This window comes from Pseudomonas sp. EggHat1 (assembly GCF_014892995.1).
GTDB lineage: Bacteria > Pseudomonadota > Gammaproteobacteria > Pseudomonadales > Pseudomonadaceae > Aquipseudomonas > Aquipseudomonas chaetocerotis.
In genome coordinates this window covers 86,196-99,778 of sequence record NZ_JACKQK010000008.1, presented here as the reverse complement: position 1 = coordinate 99,778, position 13,583 = coordinate 86,196, and the positions used below count along the sequence as shown (strand labels likewise).

Here is a 13,583-nt window from a genome sequence, read left to right as displayed (position 1 = left end):
TCCCTGAATGCTCGGTCTTGATCCTGCCAGCGATGGCCCATTCAGTCCGAAACGTACCCACTCAACCGGCCAAGTGCCAGTGTTCGAGCCCTCTGTGAGCGGATTCATCTGCGATGGCCAACGCCGAGACCATAAGCCTGAAACATTCTGCAAAGTCTTAATACAGCGTTAAGCCAGCCCCTCCCACAATCGCCCCCAGGTTCATTACCGAGGTTCCGAGCATGGAACTCCCCTGGGCGCAGCATGATCGTCCCGTGGCCCGTATCGGGCGCGGCGATAGTTACGAACTCCACCTGGCTTCTCCCGACAGCGCACGCCGCGTTGCCCTGGAGCGGTTCATCCGCCAGCGCTTCGAGTTGCAGCACGGCGCACGCATCCGCCACTTCATGCCCTGCCTGTTCGGCCTGGAAAATCAAAGCGGGCAGTTGCTCGGCGCGGTGGGCGTGCGCAGCGGCAACAGCGGCCCGCTGTTTCTCGAGCGCTACCTGAACGAGCCGATCCAGACTGCCATCGGCACACGCCTGGGCCACAGCGAGCCCAGCCGGGGCGAGCTGGTGGAAGTCGGCAACCTGGCCGCAGACAGCCCCGGCGCCGCGCGCTTGCTGATCGTCGCCCTGACCGATCTGCTGGTAGCCCTGGGTTTTCACTGGGTCACCTTCACCGGCACCCCAACCCTGCTCAACAGCTTCCAGCGCCTGGGCCTGACCCCCATCGCCCTGGGCGAAGCCGATCCGGCGTGCATGGGCAAGGAGCTGGCCGACTGGGGTAGTTACTACGACAGCCGCCCACTGCTCATGGCGGGCGACATTCATGGCGGCCACCAGCGTCTGCTGCAGCTGGGCGCCTATCCGCGCCTCGGCCATCAACCGCTCTATGCACCGGAGGAGATGCCCGATGTGGTCTGCAGCTGAATCCTTCTTCGCTCGCCTGGCCGAGTTCGGCCCGCACATCGCCCTGGCAGAAGGCGAGCGCACGCTGACCTATGCCGAACTGCTCGGCGCGGTCGCAGCGCGCGGCAGGCACCTGCGCGCCCTTGGCGTCCACCGTGTGGCGCTGGCCCTGGACAACGGCATCGACTGGGTGCTGTGGGATCTGGCGGCGTTGCATGCGGGCCTGGTCTGCGTACCGCTGCCGTCGTTCTTCTCTGCCGAGCAGCAGCGCCATGTGCTCGACAGTGCCGGCATCGATTGCCTGATCGGCAACAGCGCCCCCGGTTTCGCCACCGTCGAGGGCGACATTCATCGCCGCACCGTGACGCAACCGGCCACGCTGCATCCGGGCACCTGCAAGATGACCTACACCTCCGGCACCACCGGCCAGCCCAAGGGCGTGTGCCTGGACCTGAAAACGCAACTGGCAGTGGCCGGCAGCCTGGTCAAGGCCAGCGCCAGCCGCGAGGTGCAGCGGCACCTGTGCATCCTGCCGCTGGCGACCTTGCTGGAGAACATCGCCGGCGTCTACGCGCCGCTGCTGGCCGGCGTCCGGGTCGAGCTGATGCCCATGGCGCAGATCGGCCTGACCGGTGCCAGCGGCTTCGACCTGGCGCGCTTTCTCCAGGCGCTGCACGCCGCTCAGCCGCACAGTCTGATCCTGCTGCCGCAACTGCTGCTGGCGCTGGTCAGCGCCGGCGAACGTCAGTTGCCGGTGCCGAAATCTCTGCGTTTCGTCGCCGTCGGTGGCGGCCGGGTTTCCGCGCAGTTGCTGGAGCGCGCCGACGCGTTGAGTCTGCCGATCTTCGAGGGCTATGGCCTGTCCGAGTGCGCCTCGGTGGTGTGCCTGAACACGCCCGAGCAACGCCGCATCGGCAGCACCGGAAAACCGCTCGACCATCTACAAGTGACGCTGGCGGGCGACGGCGAAGTGCTGGTCAAGGGCGCGCGCATGCTCGGTTATCTGGGTGAGCCGGCACCGCAAGGCGAATGGCTGGGCACCGGTGACCTCGGTCATTTCGAGTTTGGCTTTGTGGTGCTGCACGGGCGCAAGAAGCATCAGTTCATCACCGCCTACGGGCGCAACGTCAACCCGGAATGGGTGGAGTCAGAACTGGTGCAGCAGTTGCCCATCGCCCAGGCCTGGCTGCACGGCGAGGCGCTGCCGGGCAACGTCGCGGTGCTGGTGCCGCGCTTCGCCAATACCCCAGACGCGCAGTTGCAGGAAGCCGTGGACGCCGTCAATCACGGCCTCCCGGACTACGCCCGCGTACATCACTGGCTGCGCGCCGATGCCCCGTTCAGCACGAGCAACGACCTGGCCACGGCCAATGGTCGCCTGCGCCGCATCACCCTGTTCAACCATTACCAAGCCGCCATCGATGAGCTGATGGCAGAAGGAGTACATGCATGACTTTCTACGATTCCCTGCTGAACCAGACCCAGGCCGAACGCGACTACCTGCTGAGTGCACCGATCATCCAGCAGGCCATGACCGGCCAGGTCGCCCTGCACAGCTACATCGCCTTCCTCACCGAGGCCTACCACCACGTCAAGCACACCGTGCCGTTGCTGATGGCCTGTGGCGCACGCCTGCCGGAACGCCTGGAATGGCTGCGCGAGGCTATCGCCGAGTACATCGAGGAAGAAACCGGCCACCAGGAGTGGATACTCAATGACATCGCGGCCTGCGGCGCCGACAAGGAAGCGGTGCGCCATGGCACACCGCACATGGCCACCGAACTGATGGTGGCCTATGTCTACGACCGCATCGCCCGGCATAACCCGGTGAGTTTCTTCGGCATGGTCAACGTGCTCGAAGGCACCAGCATCGCCCTGGCCACCCAGGCCGCCGGCATCATCCAGGACAAACTGCAGCTGCCGAACAAGGCCTTCAGCTACCTCAACTCCCACGGCAGCCTGGATCTGGAACACATCGAGTTCTTCAAGAAACTGATGAACCAACTGGACAACGACGATGACAAGGCCGCCGTGGTACACACTGCCAAAGTCGTCTACCGCCTGTATGGCGACATGTTCCGCAGCCTGCCGCTGGCTGGCGAGGAGTAAGGCCATGCAGCCGACAAATTGCCGTGCCCTGCTGACCGGCGCCAGTGGTGGCATCGGCCTGGCCCTGGCGCATCGTCTGGCCAGCGAAGGCGCCCATCTGCTGCTGGTCGGGCGCCGACTGGAGCCCCTGCAGCCACTTCTGCAACGCTTCCCGCAGAACGTGCTACTGGTGCAGGCCGATATTGCCAGCCGCAGCGGGCGTGATGCACTGGTCGCCGCCGCGCAGAACTTCGGTGGGCTGAACTGCCTGATCAACGCGGCGGGGGTCAATCGCTTCGGCCTGCTCGACCAGCAGGACGAGCAGCAGATCGCCGAATTGATCGGCCTCAACGTCACCGCCACGCTGCAACTGACCCAGCGCCTGCTGCCACTGCTACGAGCACAACGGCGTGCCCTGGTAATCAACGTCGGCTCGACCTTCGGCGCCATCGGCTACCCCGGCTTCACCGCCTACTGCGCCAGCAAGTTCGCCCTGCGCGGCTTCTCCGAGGCACTGCGGCGCGAGCTTGCCGACACCCACGTGCGGGTTCTCTACTTTGCCCCGCGAGCCACTCGCACATCGATGAACGCCCCCAGCGTGGTGGCGATGAACGATGAGCTGGGCGTGGCCATGGACGATCCGGAAAAAGTCGCGGCCGAATTGCTGCAAACCATCCGCCACGAGCAGGAAGAGCGCTACCTGGGATGGCCCGAGCGCCTGTTCGTACGCCTCAACGGCCTGCTGCCGCGCGTGGTCGACCAGGCCCTGCGCAAGCAGTTGCCGATCATTCAACGCTTCGCCCGCCACAAGCACTGAGGAGATTGCCCGTGAACGCATTTCGCACCCTGATCATCGCCGCACTCGGCTTCACCGCCCTGCCCGCCTTCGCCCTCAGTGACAACGGCCAGGCCCAGTTGCAGCAGTTGCAGACACGCTGGGCCGAGATCAACTACGAGACGCCGCAGAAGCAGCGCGAAGCGGCCTTCGCCAAGCTCGTCACGCAAGCCGATGCGGCCCTGGCCAGCGAACCCAGGGCGCCGGAGCTGCTGATCTGGCGCGGCATCATCCTCAGCACCCAGGCCGGTGCCAAGGGTGGTCTCGGCGCCCTGGGCCTGGTCAAGCAGGCCAAAGCCAGCCTGGAGCAGGCGCTGGCCATCGATCCAAAAGCCCTGGCTGGTTCGGCCTATACCAGCCTCGGCAGCCTGTATTACCAGGTCCCCGGTTGGCCGATCGGCTTCGGCGACGACGAACAGGCCGAGAAAATGCTCAAGCAGGCACTGGCGATCAACCCGGACGGCCTCGACCCGAACTATTTCTACGGCGACTTCCTGCAACGGCAGAAACACTACGAGCAAGCCCGCGCCGCACTGGAAAAGGCCCTGGCGGCCAAGGATCGTCCTGGCCGTGAGCTGGCCGACCAGGGGCGCCGCGCAGAAGCCACAGCGCTTTTGCAGCAGGTGACAGGTAAACTCCAGTAACCCTCTGCAGGAGTGACCATGCGCATTCTTCTCGTCGAAGACGACCAGGCCCTGGGCGAAGGCATTCGCACCGCGCTGAAACCCGAAGGCTATACCGTGGACTGGCTGCAGGACGGCGCCAGCGCGCTGCATGCGCTGAGCCACGAGAGTTTCGAGCTGGCCATTCTCGACCTCGGCCTGCCGCGCATGGACGGCCTGCAGGTGCTCAAGCACCTGCGCGCAGCGGCCAACCCGGTACCAGTGTTGGTGCTCACCGCACGTGACGCCACCAACGACCGCATCGCGGGCCTCGATGCCGGCGCAGACGATTACCTGGTCAAGCCCTTCGATGTCGCCGAGCTCAAGGCACGCCTGCGTGCCCTGCTGCGGCGCAGCTTCCAGCGCCCGCAACCGGCACTGCAATACCGCGGCATCAGTCTCGACCCGGCCAGCCAGGTGGTCGAATACCAGGGCCAGGTCATCAACCTGCCACGCAAGGAATTTCTCTTGCTGCACGAACTGCTGATCCAGCCCGGTCGCGTGCTGACCCGCGACAAGCTGCAACAGGCGCTCTATGGCTGGGATGAGGAAGTGGAAAGCAACGCCCTGGAAGTGCACGTGCACCACCTGCGCAAGAAATTCTTCCCGGAGCTGATCCGCACCGTGCGCGGCGTCGGTTATCTGGTGGACAAATGAGGCTGCTGAAAACCTTCGGTTCCATTCGTACCCGCATGCTCGCCCTGCTACTGCTGCTGGTAGCGGCCAGCTTCGGGCTGATCAGCCACAAGATCTACAACGACTCGGTGCATGAGGTGCGCGAGCTGTTCGACGCTCAGCTGTCGCAGACTGCGCGCCTGCTCATGGGCCTGGTACGCCACGACCTCAGCGAGAACGAGCGCGGTGAGATGCAGGCAGTGCTCGACGAAGCGCTGCTGCTGCACAGCGCGCGCAACCCGGACAACCTGCTCGGTCACGAATACGAGGGTAAGCTGGCCTTTCAGATGCTCGATGACGATGGCGAGCTGCTGTTCCAGTCTGCCAGTGCCCCACCTGGTTTGCTGAACAACATGATCGCGCAGCTCGGCCTGGCGCTGCCCAAGGATGACCAGCCCATGCGCGAGCGCCTGGTCCAACTGGCCCGCTACCTGATCGGCTATCACACTCTGAATATCGGCGAGCATCGCTGGCGCGTGTTCGTGCTGCATGACAGTCGCGATCACCACTGGGTACTGGCAGGTGAGCGCGAAGACGTGCGCGGCGAGCTGATCGGCAAGATTGCCCGACGCAGCCTGCAACCGCTGCTGATCGGCCTGCCCATCGTCGGCCTGCTGCTATGGCTGACCGTGGGTTGGGGTTTGTATCCGCTCAAACGCATGGCCGATGCCATTCGCGGCCGCGCCCCGGACAACCTGGCGCCGCTGGTCTTCCCGCCACTACCCAACGAGCTGGAGCCGATGGCCGCCGCGCTCAATCGCCTGCTGATGCAGGTCAACCAGTTGCTCGAACAGGAAAAGCGCTTCATCGCCGATGCCGCCCACGAGCTGCGTACGCCGTTGGCGGTGCTGCGCATCCACGCCCAGAACGCACTCGAGGCGCCGGATGCCGGCGACCGCGAAGAGGCGCTGAGACAGTTGGGCAGCGGTGTCGACCGCGCCACCCGCGTAGTCGCACAACTGCTGACACTGGCACGCCTGGACCCCAACGGCATCCGCCTGAACATGGATCACCTCGACCTGCTTGCCTTCCTGCGTGGCGAGCTGGCCGAACTGACACCCCTGGCGCTCAATCGCGGCCAGGAGTTGGTTCTCGACGCTCAGGAACCAGGCGACTACCACCTGCCGGCGGACGCGCCCAGCCTGGGTATCCTGCTGCAGAATCTGGTGAGCAATGCCGTGCAGTACACCCCGGCGGGCGGCTGCGTTCAGGTACAGCTGCAGGCCACCACTGAGGACCTGCTGCTGCAGGTACTCGACAGCGGCCCCGGTGTGCCTGCAGCGTTGCGCGAGCGGCTGTTCGAGCGCTTCTTCCGCGCTGGCGAAGGCCAGGGCGCCGGGCTGGGCTTGTCCATCGTGCGCCGCATCGTTGAATTGCATCAGGGCAGTATTGCCCTCGATGAGTCACCGCTCGGCGGCCTGCGTGTCAGCGTGCGCTTACCCCGGCGTCCCGGCAGCCTTGCCTGAATGATCGCAACGACAAATATCGATGGTCAGGTATAGCCATACCCAATCACAAAGATAGAGACAATCCGTTTTATCAATCAAAGCGCTTCTCCGATCATGCACACCTGTTCAACAGCCACTACCTACAGGAGTAACTTCGCATGAGCCTGATCAAACGCTTCTTCCAGCAATCCCAACCGAGCCAGCAGCCGACCACACCGAACGTGCAGGAGCACCCGAACTTCTGGATGTACCAGTGACTCAGCCGCTTGCACTGACCACCCTCAGCGGCACCTGACGCCCGGCCTTCTGTGCCAGGTAGCGGGTGCAGCTGACCCGCAGGAACGAGGCGAAATTGACCACTTCGCCGCGAAAATCCATGACCTCGTCATGCAGCTTGGCGATCAGCTGGTTGGTGGTCATGCCATCGACTTCGGCGATTTCGCGCAGGATGTCCCAGAACTGATTTTCCAGACGCAACGTGGTGACCACACCGCGGATGCGCAATGAGCGTGCGCGCGATTCGTAGAGAATCGGGTCGGCCTTCACATAGAGTTCGCACATTGGTTTTATCTCCTCACGAGCGTCGTAGCCCGGATGCAATACGGGGATGCCGACAATGGTGCGGCCCCGGATTGCATCCGGGCTACGTCAGCTACAAGCGGATTTCAGTACCCAGTACCTTGAGAAACGCCGCCAGCCAGGCCGGATGCGCAGGCCAGGCCGGCGCGGTGACCAGCTTGCCCTGTACGCGCGCCTGATCCACCGGGATTTCCACGTACTTGCCACCGGCCAACGCCACTTCCGGCGCACAAGCAGGATAGGCACTGCACTCGCGTCCCTCCAGCACCCCGGCGGCCGCCAGCAACTGGGCACCGTGGCAGACGGCAGCGATGGGCTTGTCGGCGCTGGTGAAGGCCTTCACCAGCGCGATGACGTCGGCATTCAGGCGCAGGTACTCGGGAGCACGGCCACCGGGAATGACCAGAGCGTCGTAGTCCTCGGCACGGACCTTGGCAAAATCGAAGTTGAGCGCAAAGTTGTGCCCCGGCTTCTCGCTGTAGGTCTGGTCGCCCTCGAAGTCGTGGATAGCGGTGCGTACCGTCTGGCCGCTCACCTTGTCCGGGCAGACCGCATGCACGGTGTGGCCGACCATCTGCAGTGCCTGGAATGGCACCATGGTTTCGTAGTCCTCGGCGTAATCGCCGACCAGCATGAGAATCTTCTTGGCAGCCATGATCGTCTCCTGAAGGTAGGTGGAACGAATGCCATTATTCGCCCCTATTTCCTCCGACAGGTAACAGCCGGGTACTACTCACTGCACAGACACCGACTATGTGGGAGCCGCGCCCCGCCGCGAACCAGAGCGGCAGGGCCTGGCAAAGCTTCGCCTCGGGGCTCCTGCCAAACGCCGCATTGAGCGTTTTATATGATCACTACCGGGCTTTCAGTGTCCGCATGTGCTCTAGAGTGCGTACTTCTGCAGGTTCGCCATCATCTCCTTGAGCGCCTCGACGTTGTCGGCCGGGTGTGCAGCGCCTTCGAAATCGCAGATACGTTGCCACTGGGCAGCGACATCCTCGGGGCTGAAGCCCGCGCTGGGGTCGAAACCGGCGCCCAGGCTGCGCTCCCAGCGCACCTTGCCCACCCAACCACCGCCGACCTCGAACAGGCCGCCGGTGTCCTGGCAAGCGGCACTACCGAGGTACACCACCAACGGGCTGACCAGCTCGGGTTTGAGCTGCTCGAACACCTGCGGCGGAATCAGTCCTTCGGTCATGCGCGTCGCACCGGTTGGTGCGATGGCGTTGACCAGAATGTTGTTCTTGCGCCCTTCGATGGCCAGGGTACGGGTCAGCCCGTACAGGCCGAGCTTGGCCATGCCGTAGTTGCTCTGGCCGAAGTTGCCGTAGATTCCGGAGGTCGACGAGGTGAAGATGACACGGCCGAAGTTCTGCTCGCGCAAGTGGGGCCAGGCCGCGTGAGTGGTCTTGTAGGCACCTTCGACATGGACCCTGTAGACCAGATCCCAGTCGGCATCTTCCATCTTGTGGAAGCTCTTGTCGCGCAGAATGCCGGCATTGTTGACCAGCACATCGATACGGCCGAAATGATCCAGCGCCGTCTGCACGATCTTGTCGCCGTCGGTGACCGAGTCATGGTTCGCCACTGCAGTACCGCCGAAGGCGCGAATCTCTTCCACCACCTTGTCGGCCGCCGAAGCGTTGGCCCCTTCACCATGGGTGCTACCACCCAGATCGTTGACCACCACCTTGGCGCCATGACGAGCGAACAGCAGCGCATGGGCGCGGCCCAGGCCACCGCCGGCACCGGTGACTATGACCACTTGATCTTCGAAACGGATGGCATCGCTCATCGACAGCTTCCTCGGGCAGGTTGTGAATGCGCCGAGTGTCAGGCAGCCCCGCACGCTTCACAAGACGCGCGCGGGCGCTGAATGACGGCCGATAATGCGACCTTATGCGCGCTCAGGCGATGCGAATCAGGCTCAGGTGGTTGTACAGGTGCAACACGTGCGCCTCGGCGTATTCGCCATGTTCCAACGCGCCATAGGCGAAATGCGGCTGCAGCTCACCGCTGTAGCTGGCGAACCGCTCGAAGGCCATATGCAGGCGCTGCAACGCCAAGCCCTGGCTAACCGGTTCGAGCAGAGACGCAGCGCCGGGAATCACCTCGTCCAGCGGATGACGCATGGCGCCGCGCACGCTGAACACGGCGAACGCGGCAGGCCCCAGGCTGTGGCGAAACCAGGCCGGTTTCAGCTCTGGATAACCGTCGATGGAGTAATCGATGCTCTGCGCGCAGTGATTGAACACCTCGCTCGGGCTCCAGCCGCGAATGCTCTGCAGCGTCTTGCCGTGCAGGTCCGCCAGCACCTGGCGTGCGCCCTCCAGGCTGACAGCCGCCGGCCGTGGCTCGGCAGGCAAGGCCCAGTAGCCGGCGCCGAGTGCGGCGGCTCCGCCGAACACGGCGCCTTTGAGCAGGGTACGTCTACGCATGCGGGCTCCTGGCATCGCGAAACTGCAGGTAATGCTCGAGCACCGCAGCCGGCGCCTCCAGCTGCGGATAGTGGCCGATGCCGTCGAGTAGAACGGTGTCGGCGTCTGCGATCAACTCACGGTAGCGCGCCACCATATGTGCACCAGAAATTGGATCGAAGGCGCCGTCGATCACCCGCATTGGCAGTGTCGTTGTCTGCATCGCCGTGACCCAGCGCAGCCGTTGCTGGCGCCGCTCGGGCATGTAGCGAATCAGGCGATGCATCACTGCCGGGCCGTTGTTGTACGCCACCAGTTGCCACAGGGCATCCAGTTCGGCTTCGCTGGCTTGGGTGTGCGGGCCGAAGATACGGGCAAAACTCTGCGCCAGCTTGCGCCGTGAGAACAATCGCCCGATCAGCGGACCAAGCGGCCCGAGCAGCAACTTCTGCACCCGCACCGGATGATGCGTTTCGGGGAACAGACCGCCGTTGAGGAACACGCAGCTGGCCAACTGCAGTTGCCCGTCCTGATGCCGTGCGATCAACTCCTGGGCAACGCTGTCGCCATAGTCATGAGCCAACACATGCACCGGGCGCTGCTCGCCGATATGGGCCAGCAGTGCCTGCTGCAAATCAGCCTGTTCCAGCAGGCTATAGGCATGCCCACGCGGCTTGGCCGAGTAACCGAAGCCAAGCATGTCGCAGGCGATCACCCGGTAACGCTCGGCCAGCGGCGCCCACAGACGATGCCAGTCCCAGCTGGCGCTGGGAAAGCCGTGGATCAGCAGTAGCGGCTGGGCTTCTGTGTCTCCAGCGGTCCAGTAACGGATCCTGTGACCCCGAAAGTCCAGCACCTGGCTTTGCCCGCGCCATTCATCCAGGGCAATGCCTGGCAGCTCGCTCACTGGTCGTAACCCGGCATCTGCTGGTCCAGCTTGCGCAGCAGCGCTGGCCAGGGCAGCGCGCCGCCCATGCCTTGCGGCGTTTTCATCACGCCGGCGATCATTGCCCGTGCGCCGTCGAGAATCTGCTGCGGAATGTGAATCAGCTCGGCACCGCCGCTCTGCGCCATGACCTGAATCTCGCAGGCACGCTGCAGGACGAACATGCCGAGGAAAGCGTCGGCGATGCCACCGAAAGCGGTGAGCAGCCCATGGTTGGGCAGGATCATGAAGTTCTTGTCGCCCAGATCCGCCTGCAGCCGCGCTTTCTCGTCATGATTCAGCGCCACGCCTTCATAACCGTGGTAGGCCAGGCTGGCGAGGACGAACAGTGACTGCTGCGACAGCGGCAGCAAGCCCTGCTTCTGCGCCGACACGGCGATGCCGGCAGACGTATGGATGTGCAGCACGCAACCGACGTCGTGGCGCACCTCGTGCACGGCGCTGTGAATGGTGTAACCGGCCGGGTTGATGTCGAACGGGCTGTCCATCAGCTTGTTGCCCGCCAGGTCGACCTTGACCAGGCTCGACGCCGTGATTTCGTGGAACATCAGGCCATAGGGGTTGATGAGGAAGTCCTCGGTGCCCGGTACCTTGGCAGAGATATGCGTGAAGATCAGGTCGTCCCACCCATAGAGAGCGATCAGCCGGTAGCAGGCGGCGAGGTCGACGCGTGCACGCCATTCGGCCTCGGAAACCAGATTCTTCACGGCAGGGAGTTGCAGCGGAGCATTCACGGCGGTCACCTCGATATTCTTGTTGGTCGGTGGTGTCCGCAGTCTAGCCAGGCGCGTCGCTGGCGGTAGTTGCCCTGGCAGCCATCTTGATGGCTTTGCGGGTCACGGCTCTGGCGCGCCGTGGTGCGATAGGCAGGTATTCGCCGCTTTTATCGCCGGTCAAAACAGCTCGGGGTAATCGCGAGCCAGCAGCGGCCACTGTGCCTGAGCGGCGCTATCATCGGCCAGCAGGCGAAAGCCCTCGAATTGGAACTCCGGCGCCACGCTGCAGCCGACCAGCGTATAAGCGCCTGTCGAGCGCGCCGCCTGCCAGGCATGGGCCGCGACCGCGCGCTGCGGCATTTGCCCTTCTGCTGCCGGCCCAAGCAGCTCGCAACGCACCGCGTCGGGCGTGTCGGCGATCAACAACTGCAGGGGGTCGCCCTCGTGAAAATGCCACAGCTCATCGGCGTCGACCCGATGCCAGCGGCTGACCGCACCACCCGGCAGCAGGAACAGAATGGCACTGGAAGCTGCCCGGCCCTGAGCATCGCGCTGCGCCGAAACGAACAGACGACGGTAGTAACCGCCCTCGGGATGTGCGGCAAGCCCAAGGCTGTCGATCAACTGGCGAGCGCGCGGGTGCACGTCAGGCCTTCAGCGCTGCCACGAAGGCTTGCAGCCAGGGTTCGGCATCGGTTTCAGGCGTGACGGTTTCACTGGAGTCCAGGCGCAGCATTTCCACCACTTCACGCAGGCCCAGCTCGGCATACAACTCACGCATCAGTTCACCGCCGCCGCAGAAGGTGTCATAGCTGGAGTCGCCCAGCGCCAGCACTGCAGCCGGCTTGCCACTCCAGGCCGGCAAACGGTCTCTGATTTCGCTGTACAGCGGCAGCAGGTTATCCGGCAGTTCGCCCATACCGGTGGTGGACGTGACGGCAAGGAAGGCGTCCGGCGCGAAGGCCAGCAGCTCCTCGATATTCACGTTCGCTTTATGCCAGGCATCCAGCCCGGCGGCCTTGAGCTGGCGCTCGGCGTGGCGAGCGACTTCCTCGGCCGTGCCGTAGACCGAGCCCGAGAGAATGGCGACTTTCATGACAACTCCGGAAACAGGAAAAACGCCGCGTATTATGCCGCAAGTGGACAGGCCGACCCGATGTTTTAGAATGCAGCGCATATCCATCGCGGAACCGGACTCATGATCAATGCCAAACTGCTGCAACTGGTAGTCGACGCCTCCAACGACGGGATCGTGGTGGCCGAGCAGGAGGGCGAAGACAATATTCTGATCTACGCCAACGCGGCATTCGAGCGCCTGACCGGCTACCCCTGCGATGACATCCTCTACCAGGATTGCCGTTTCCTGCAGGGCAATGACCGCGCACAGCTCGGCCTGCAGGCCATTCGCGAAGCGGTCAAGGCGAACAAGCCCTGTCGACAGATCATTCGTAACTACCGCAAAGATGGCAGCGCGTTCTGGAACGAGCTATCGATCACTCCGGTGCTCAACGAAAGCGACCAACTGACCTACTACATCGGTATCCAGAAGGATGTCACCGAACAGGTCGAAGCCAAGCAGCGGGTGCGTGAGCTGGAGGCAGAGGTCACCGAGCTGAAAGCCGAGCTGGCGCGCCTTAAAAGCTGACGAACGGATAAAACTATCCTTCGCCAGCGCAGTCAGATGAGTTTGACCCCGTGCAGTCTCATCCCATGCAAAGCGACCCGCTGCTCACCAAGGACGAACTGGATTTCATCCAGACGATCCTCTTCAAACCTCCGCAAAAGCGGCGCCCTCACCCTGCGCCGCGACTGGCTCTGGGCGAACAACTCAGTGAGCTTCTGGCGCGCCTGGGCAACGAAGAGCAGCTAAGCCTGGACACGCACACCGATAATCAGCACCTGAGCTTTCCCCTGCACCTGATCCAGGACGGCCACAGCCAGTCGCGCCTGGAACTGGGCGCACCGCTGATCTTCGAACAAGGGGTGAACGAACGCCCATGGCGTCTCGTTCTGCCCACAGCGCTGGCACTGCTGGATGGCAGCGACCAGCCCAGTGGCCTGAAGGCGCTGGAGCTATCGAACAACGGAATCCTGGTGGAATACAGCAGAACAGGCACGCCGGCCAAGGATCAGTTGCTGCAACTGCTTCTGCCCCAGGAGCGCCGCGTTCAACTGCGCGCGCGGCTCGCAAGGCGCGTCAGCCAGAAGCGTTACGCTTACAACCTGCAGACGCTGCATACGGAAGATGAACAGACCCTGCGTCAGTACCTCTTCGAACAGCACAACGAACAACAGTCGCAGCCTGCAGCAGTCAGCTGAAGCTCGTA

General features: G+C 63.7%; 17 protein-coding genes. 9 read left to right on the top strand and 8 right to left on the bottom strand.

Translation table 11 applies throughout. The features are described 5' to 3' along the window. Positions 1 to 221: 221 nt before the first annotated feature. Genes INS93_RS14475 through INS93_RS14445 form a run of 7 tightly spaced genes read left to right on the top strand, consistent with a single transcriptional unit; the run spans position 222 to position 6,616 of the window. Positions 222 to 911, top strand: a complete 690-nt coding sequence (locus INS93_RS14475) for a thermostable hemolysin (RefSeq protein WP_192983154.1) — start codon at positions 222 to 224, stop codon at positions 909 to 911. Further along, complete coding sequence (locus tag INS93_RS14470; RefSeq protein ID WP_192983151.1) at positions 895 to 2,343, top strand: AMP-binding protein; 1,449 nt, start codon at positions 895 to 897, stop codon at positions 2,341 to 2,343. Before INS93_RS14475 ends, INS93_RS14470 begins: the two co-directional genes overlap by 17 nt. Further along, on the top strand, positions 2,340 to 2,999 hold the full coding sequence (locus INS93_RS14465) for a TenA family transcriptional regulator (RefSeq protein WP_192983149.1): 660 nt from the start codon (positions 2,340 to 2,342) through the stop codon (positions 2,997 to 2,999). The genes INS93_RS14470 and INS93_RS14465 overlap by 4 nt, the downstream gene beginning before the upstream one ends. 4 nt (positions 3,000 to 3,003) lie before the next feature. Next, positions 3,004 to 3,795, top strand: a complete 792-nt coding sequence (locus tag INS93_RS14460) for an SDR family oxidoreductase (protein ID WP_192983146.1) — start codon at positions 3,004 to 3,006, stop codon at positions 3,793 to 3,795. An 11-nt stretch (positions 3,796 to 3,806) separates the two neighbouring features. Continuing rightward, positions 3,807 to 4,457, top strand: coding sequence for a tetratricopeptide repeat protein (locus tag INS93_RS14455; RefSeq protein ID WP_192983141.1), 651 nt, complete (start codon positions 3,807 to 3,809; stop codon positions 4,455 to 4,457). Between the two features lie 18 nt (positions 4,458 to 4,475). Further along, positions 4,476 to 5,132 (top strand): response regulator transcription factor, encoded by a 657-nt coding sequence (locus INS93_RS14450; protein ID WP_192983138.1) that lies wholly within the window; start codon positions 4,476 to 4,478, stop codon positions 5,130 to 5,132. Beyond that, positions 5,129 to 6,616, top strand: coding sequence for an ATP-binding protein (locus INS93_RS14445; RefSeq protein ID WP_192983136.1), 1,488 nt, complete (start codon positions 5,129 to 5,131; stop codon positions 6,614 to 6,616). The genes INS93_RS14450 and INS93_RS14445 overlap by 4 nt, the downstream gene beginning before the upstream one ends. A 240-nt stretch (positions 6,617 to 6,856) precedes the next feature. Here the strand turns inward: INS93_RS14445 and INS93_RS14440 are convergent, their stop codons facing one another. The 8 genes from INS93_RS14440 to INS93_RS14405 all read right to left on the bottom strand — a co-directional run bounded on the left by INS93_RS14440 (position 6,857) and on the right by INS93_RS14405 (position 12,352). Next, the gene (locus INS93_RS14440; protein WP_192983134.1) at positions 6,857 to 7,159 is read right to left on the bottom strand and encodes a ribbon-helix-helix domain-containing protein; all 303 of its coding nucleotides are present in this window, start codon (positions 7,157 to 7,159) and stop codon (positions 6,857 to 6,859) included. Between the two features lie 91 nt (positions 7,160 to 7,250). Then, positions 7,251 to 7,835 carry a DJ-1/PfpI family protein gene (locus INS93_RS14435; RefSeq protein WP_192983433.1) on the bottom strand — a complete coding sequence of 195 codons (585 nt, stop codon included), beginning with the start codon at positions 7,833 to 7,835 and terminating at the stop codon, positions 7,251 to 7,253. Positions 7,836 to 8,060: 225 nt separating this feature from the next. Continuing rightward, positions 8,061 to 8,972, bottom strand: a complete 912-nt coding sequence (locus INS93_RS14430) for an SDR family oxidoreductase (RefSeq protein WP_160019718.1) — start codon at positions 8,970 to 8,972, stop codon at positions 8,061 to 8,063. A 112-nt stretch (positions 8,973 to 9,084) separates the two neighbouring features. Further along, a complete protein-coding gene (locus INS93_RS14425; protein ID WP_192983132.1) occupies positions 9,085 to 9,615 on the bottom strand; it encodes a DUF1569 domain-containing protein in 531 nt (176 codons plus the stop codon). Then, positions 9,608 to 10,501: an alpha/beta fold hydrolase gene (locus INS93_RS14420; RefSeq protein ID WP_192983130.1), complete on the bottom strand. Its 894-nt coding sequence runs from the start codon at positions 10,499 to 10,501 to the stop codon at positions 9,608 to 9,610. Before INS93_RS14420 ends, INS93_RS14425 begins: the two co-directional genes overlap by 8 nt. Further along, positions 10,498 to 11,274, bottom strand: coding sequence for a class II aldolase/adducin family protein (locus INS93_RS14415; RefSeq protein ID WP_417706059.1), 777 nt, complete (start codon positions 11,272 to 11,274; stop codon positions 10,498 to 10,500). The genes INS93_RS14420 and INS93_RS14415 overlap by 4 nt, the downstream gene beginning before the upstream one ends. 159 nt (positions 11,275 to 11,433) lie before the next feature. Continuing rightward, entirely contained in the window at positions 11,434 to 11,901 is a 468-nt protein-coding gene (locus INS93_RS14410) for a cupin domain-containing protein (protein WP_192983126.1), read from the bottom strand. A gap of 1 nt (position 11,902) precedes the next feature. Next, entirely contained in the window at positions 11,903 to 12,352 is a 450-nt protein-coding gene (locus INS93_RS14405) for a flavodoxin (protein ID WP_192983123.1), read from the bottom strand. A gap of 102 nt (positions 12,353 to 12,454) precedes the next feature. Here INS93_RS14405 and INS93_RS14400 point away from each other — a divergent pair, with 102 nt between their 5' ends. Together INS93_RS14400 and INS93_RS14395 are read left to right on the top strand one after the other, a co-directional pair. Then, the gene (locus INS93_RS14400) at positions 12,455 to 12,901 is read left to right on the top strand and encodes a PAS domain-containing protein (protein WP_160019724.1); all 447 of its coding nucleotides are present in this window, start codon (positions 12,455 to 12,457) and stop codon (positions 12,899 to 12,901) included. Between the two features lie 50 nt (positions 12,902 to 12,951). Beyond that, positions 12,952 to 13,575: a hypothetical protein gene (locus INS93_RS14395; protein WP_319017551.1), complete on the top strand. Its 624-nt coding sequence runs from the start codon at positions 12,952 to 12,954 to the stop codon at positions 13,573 to 13,575. Positions 13,576 to 13,583 lie beyond the last annotated feature (8 nt).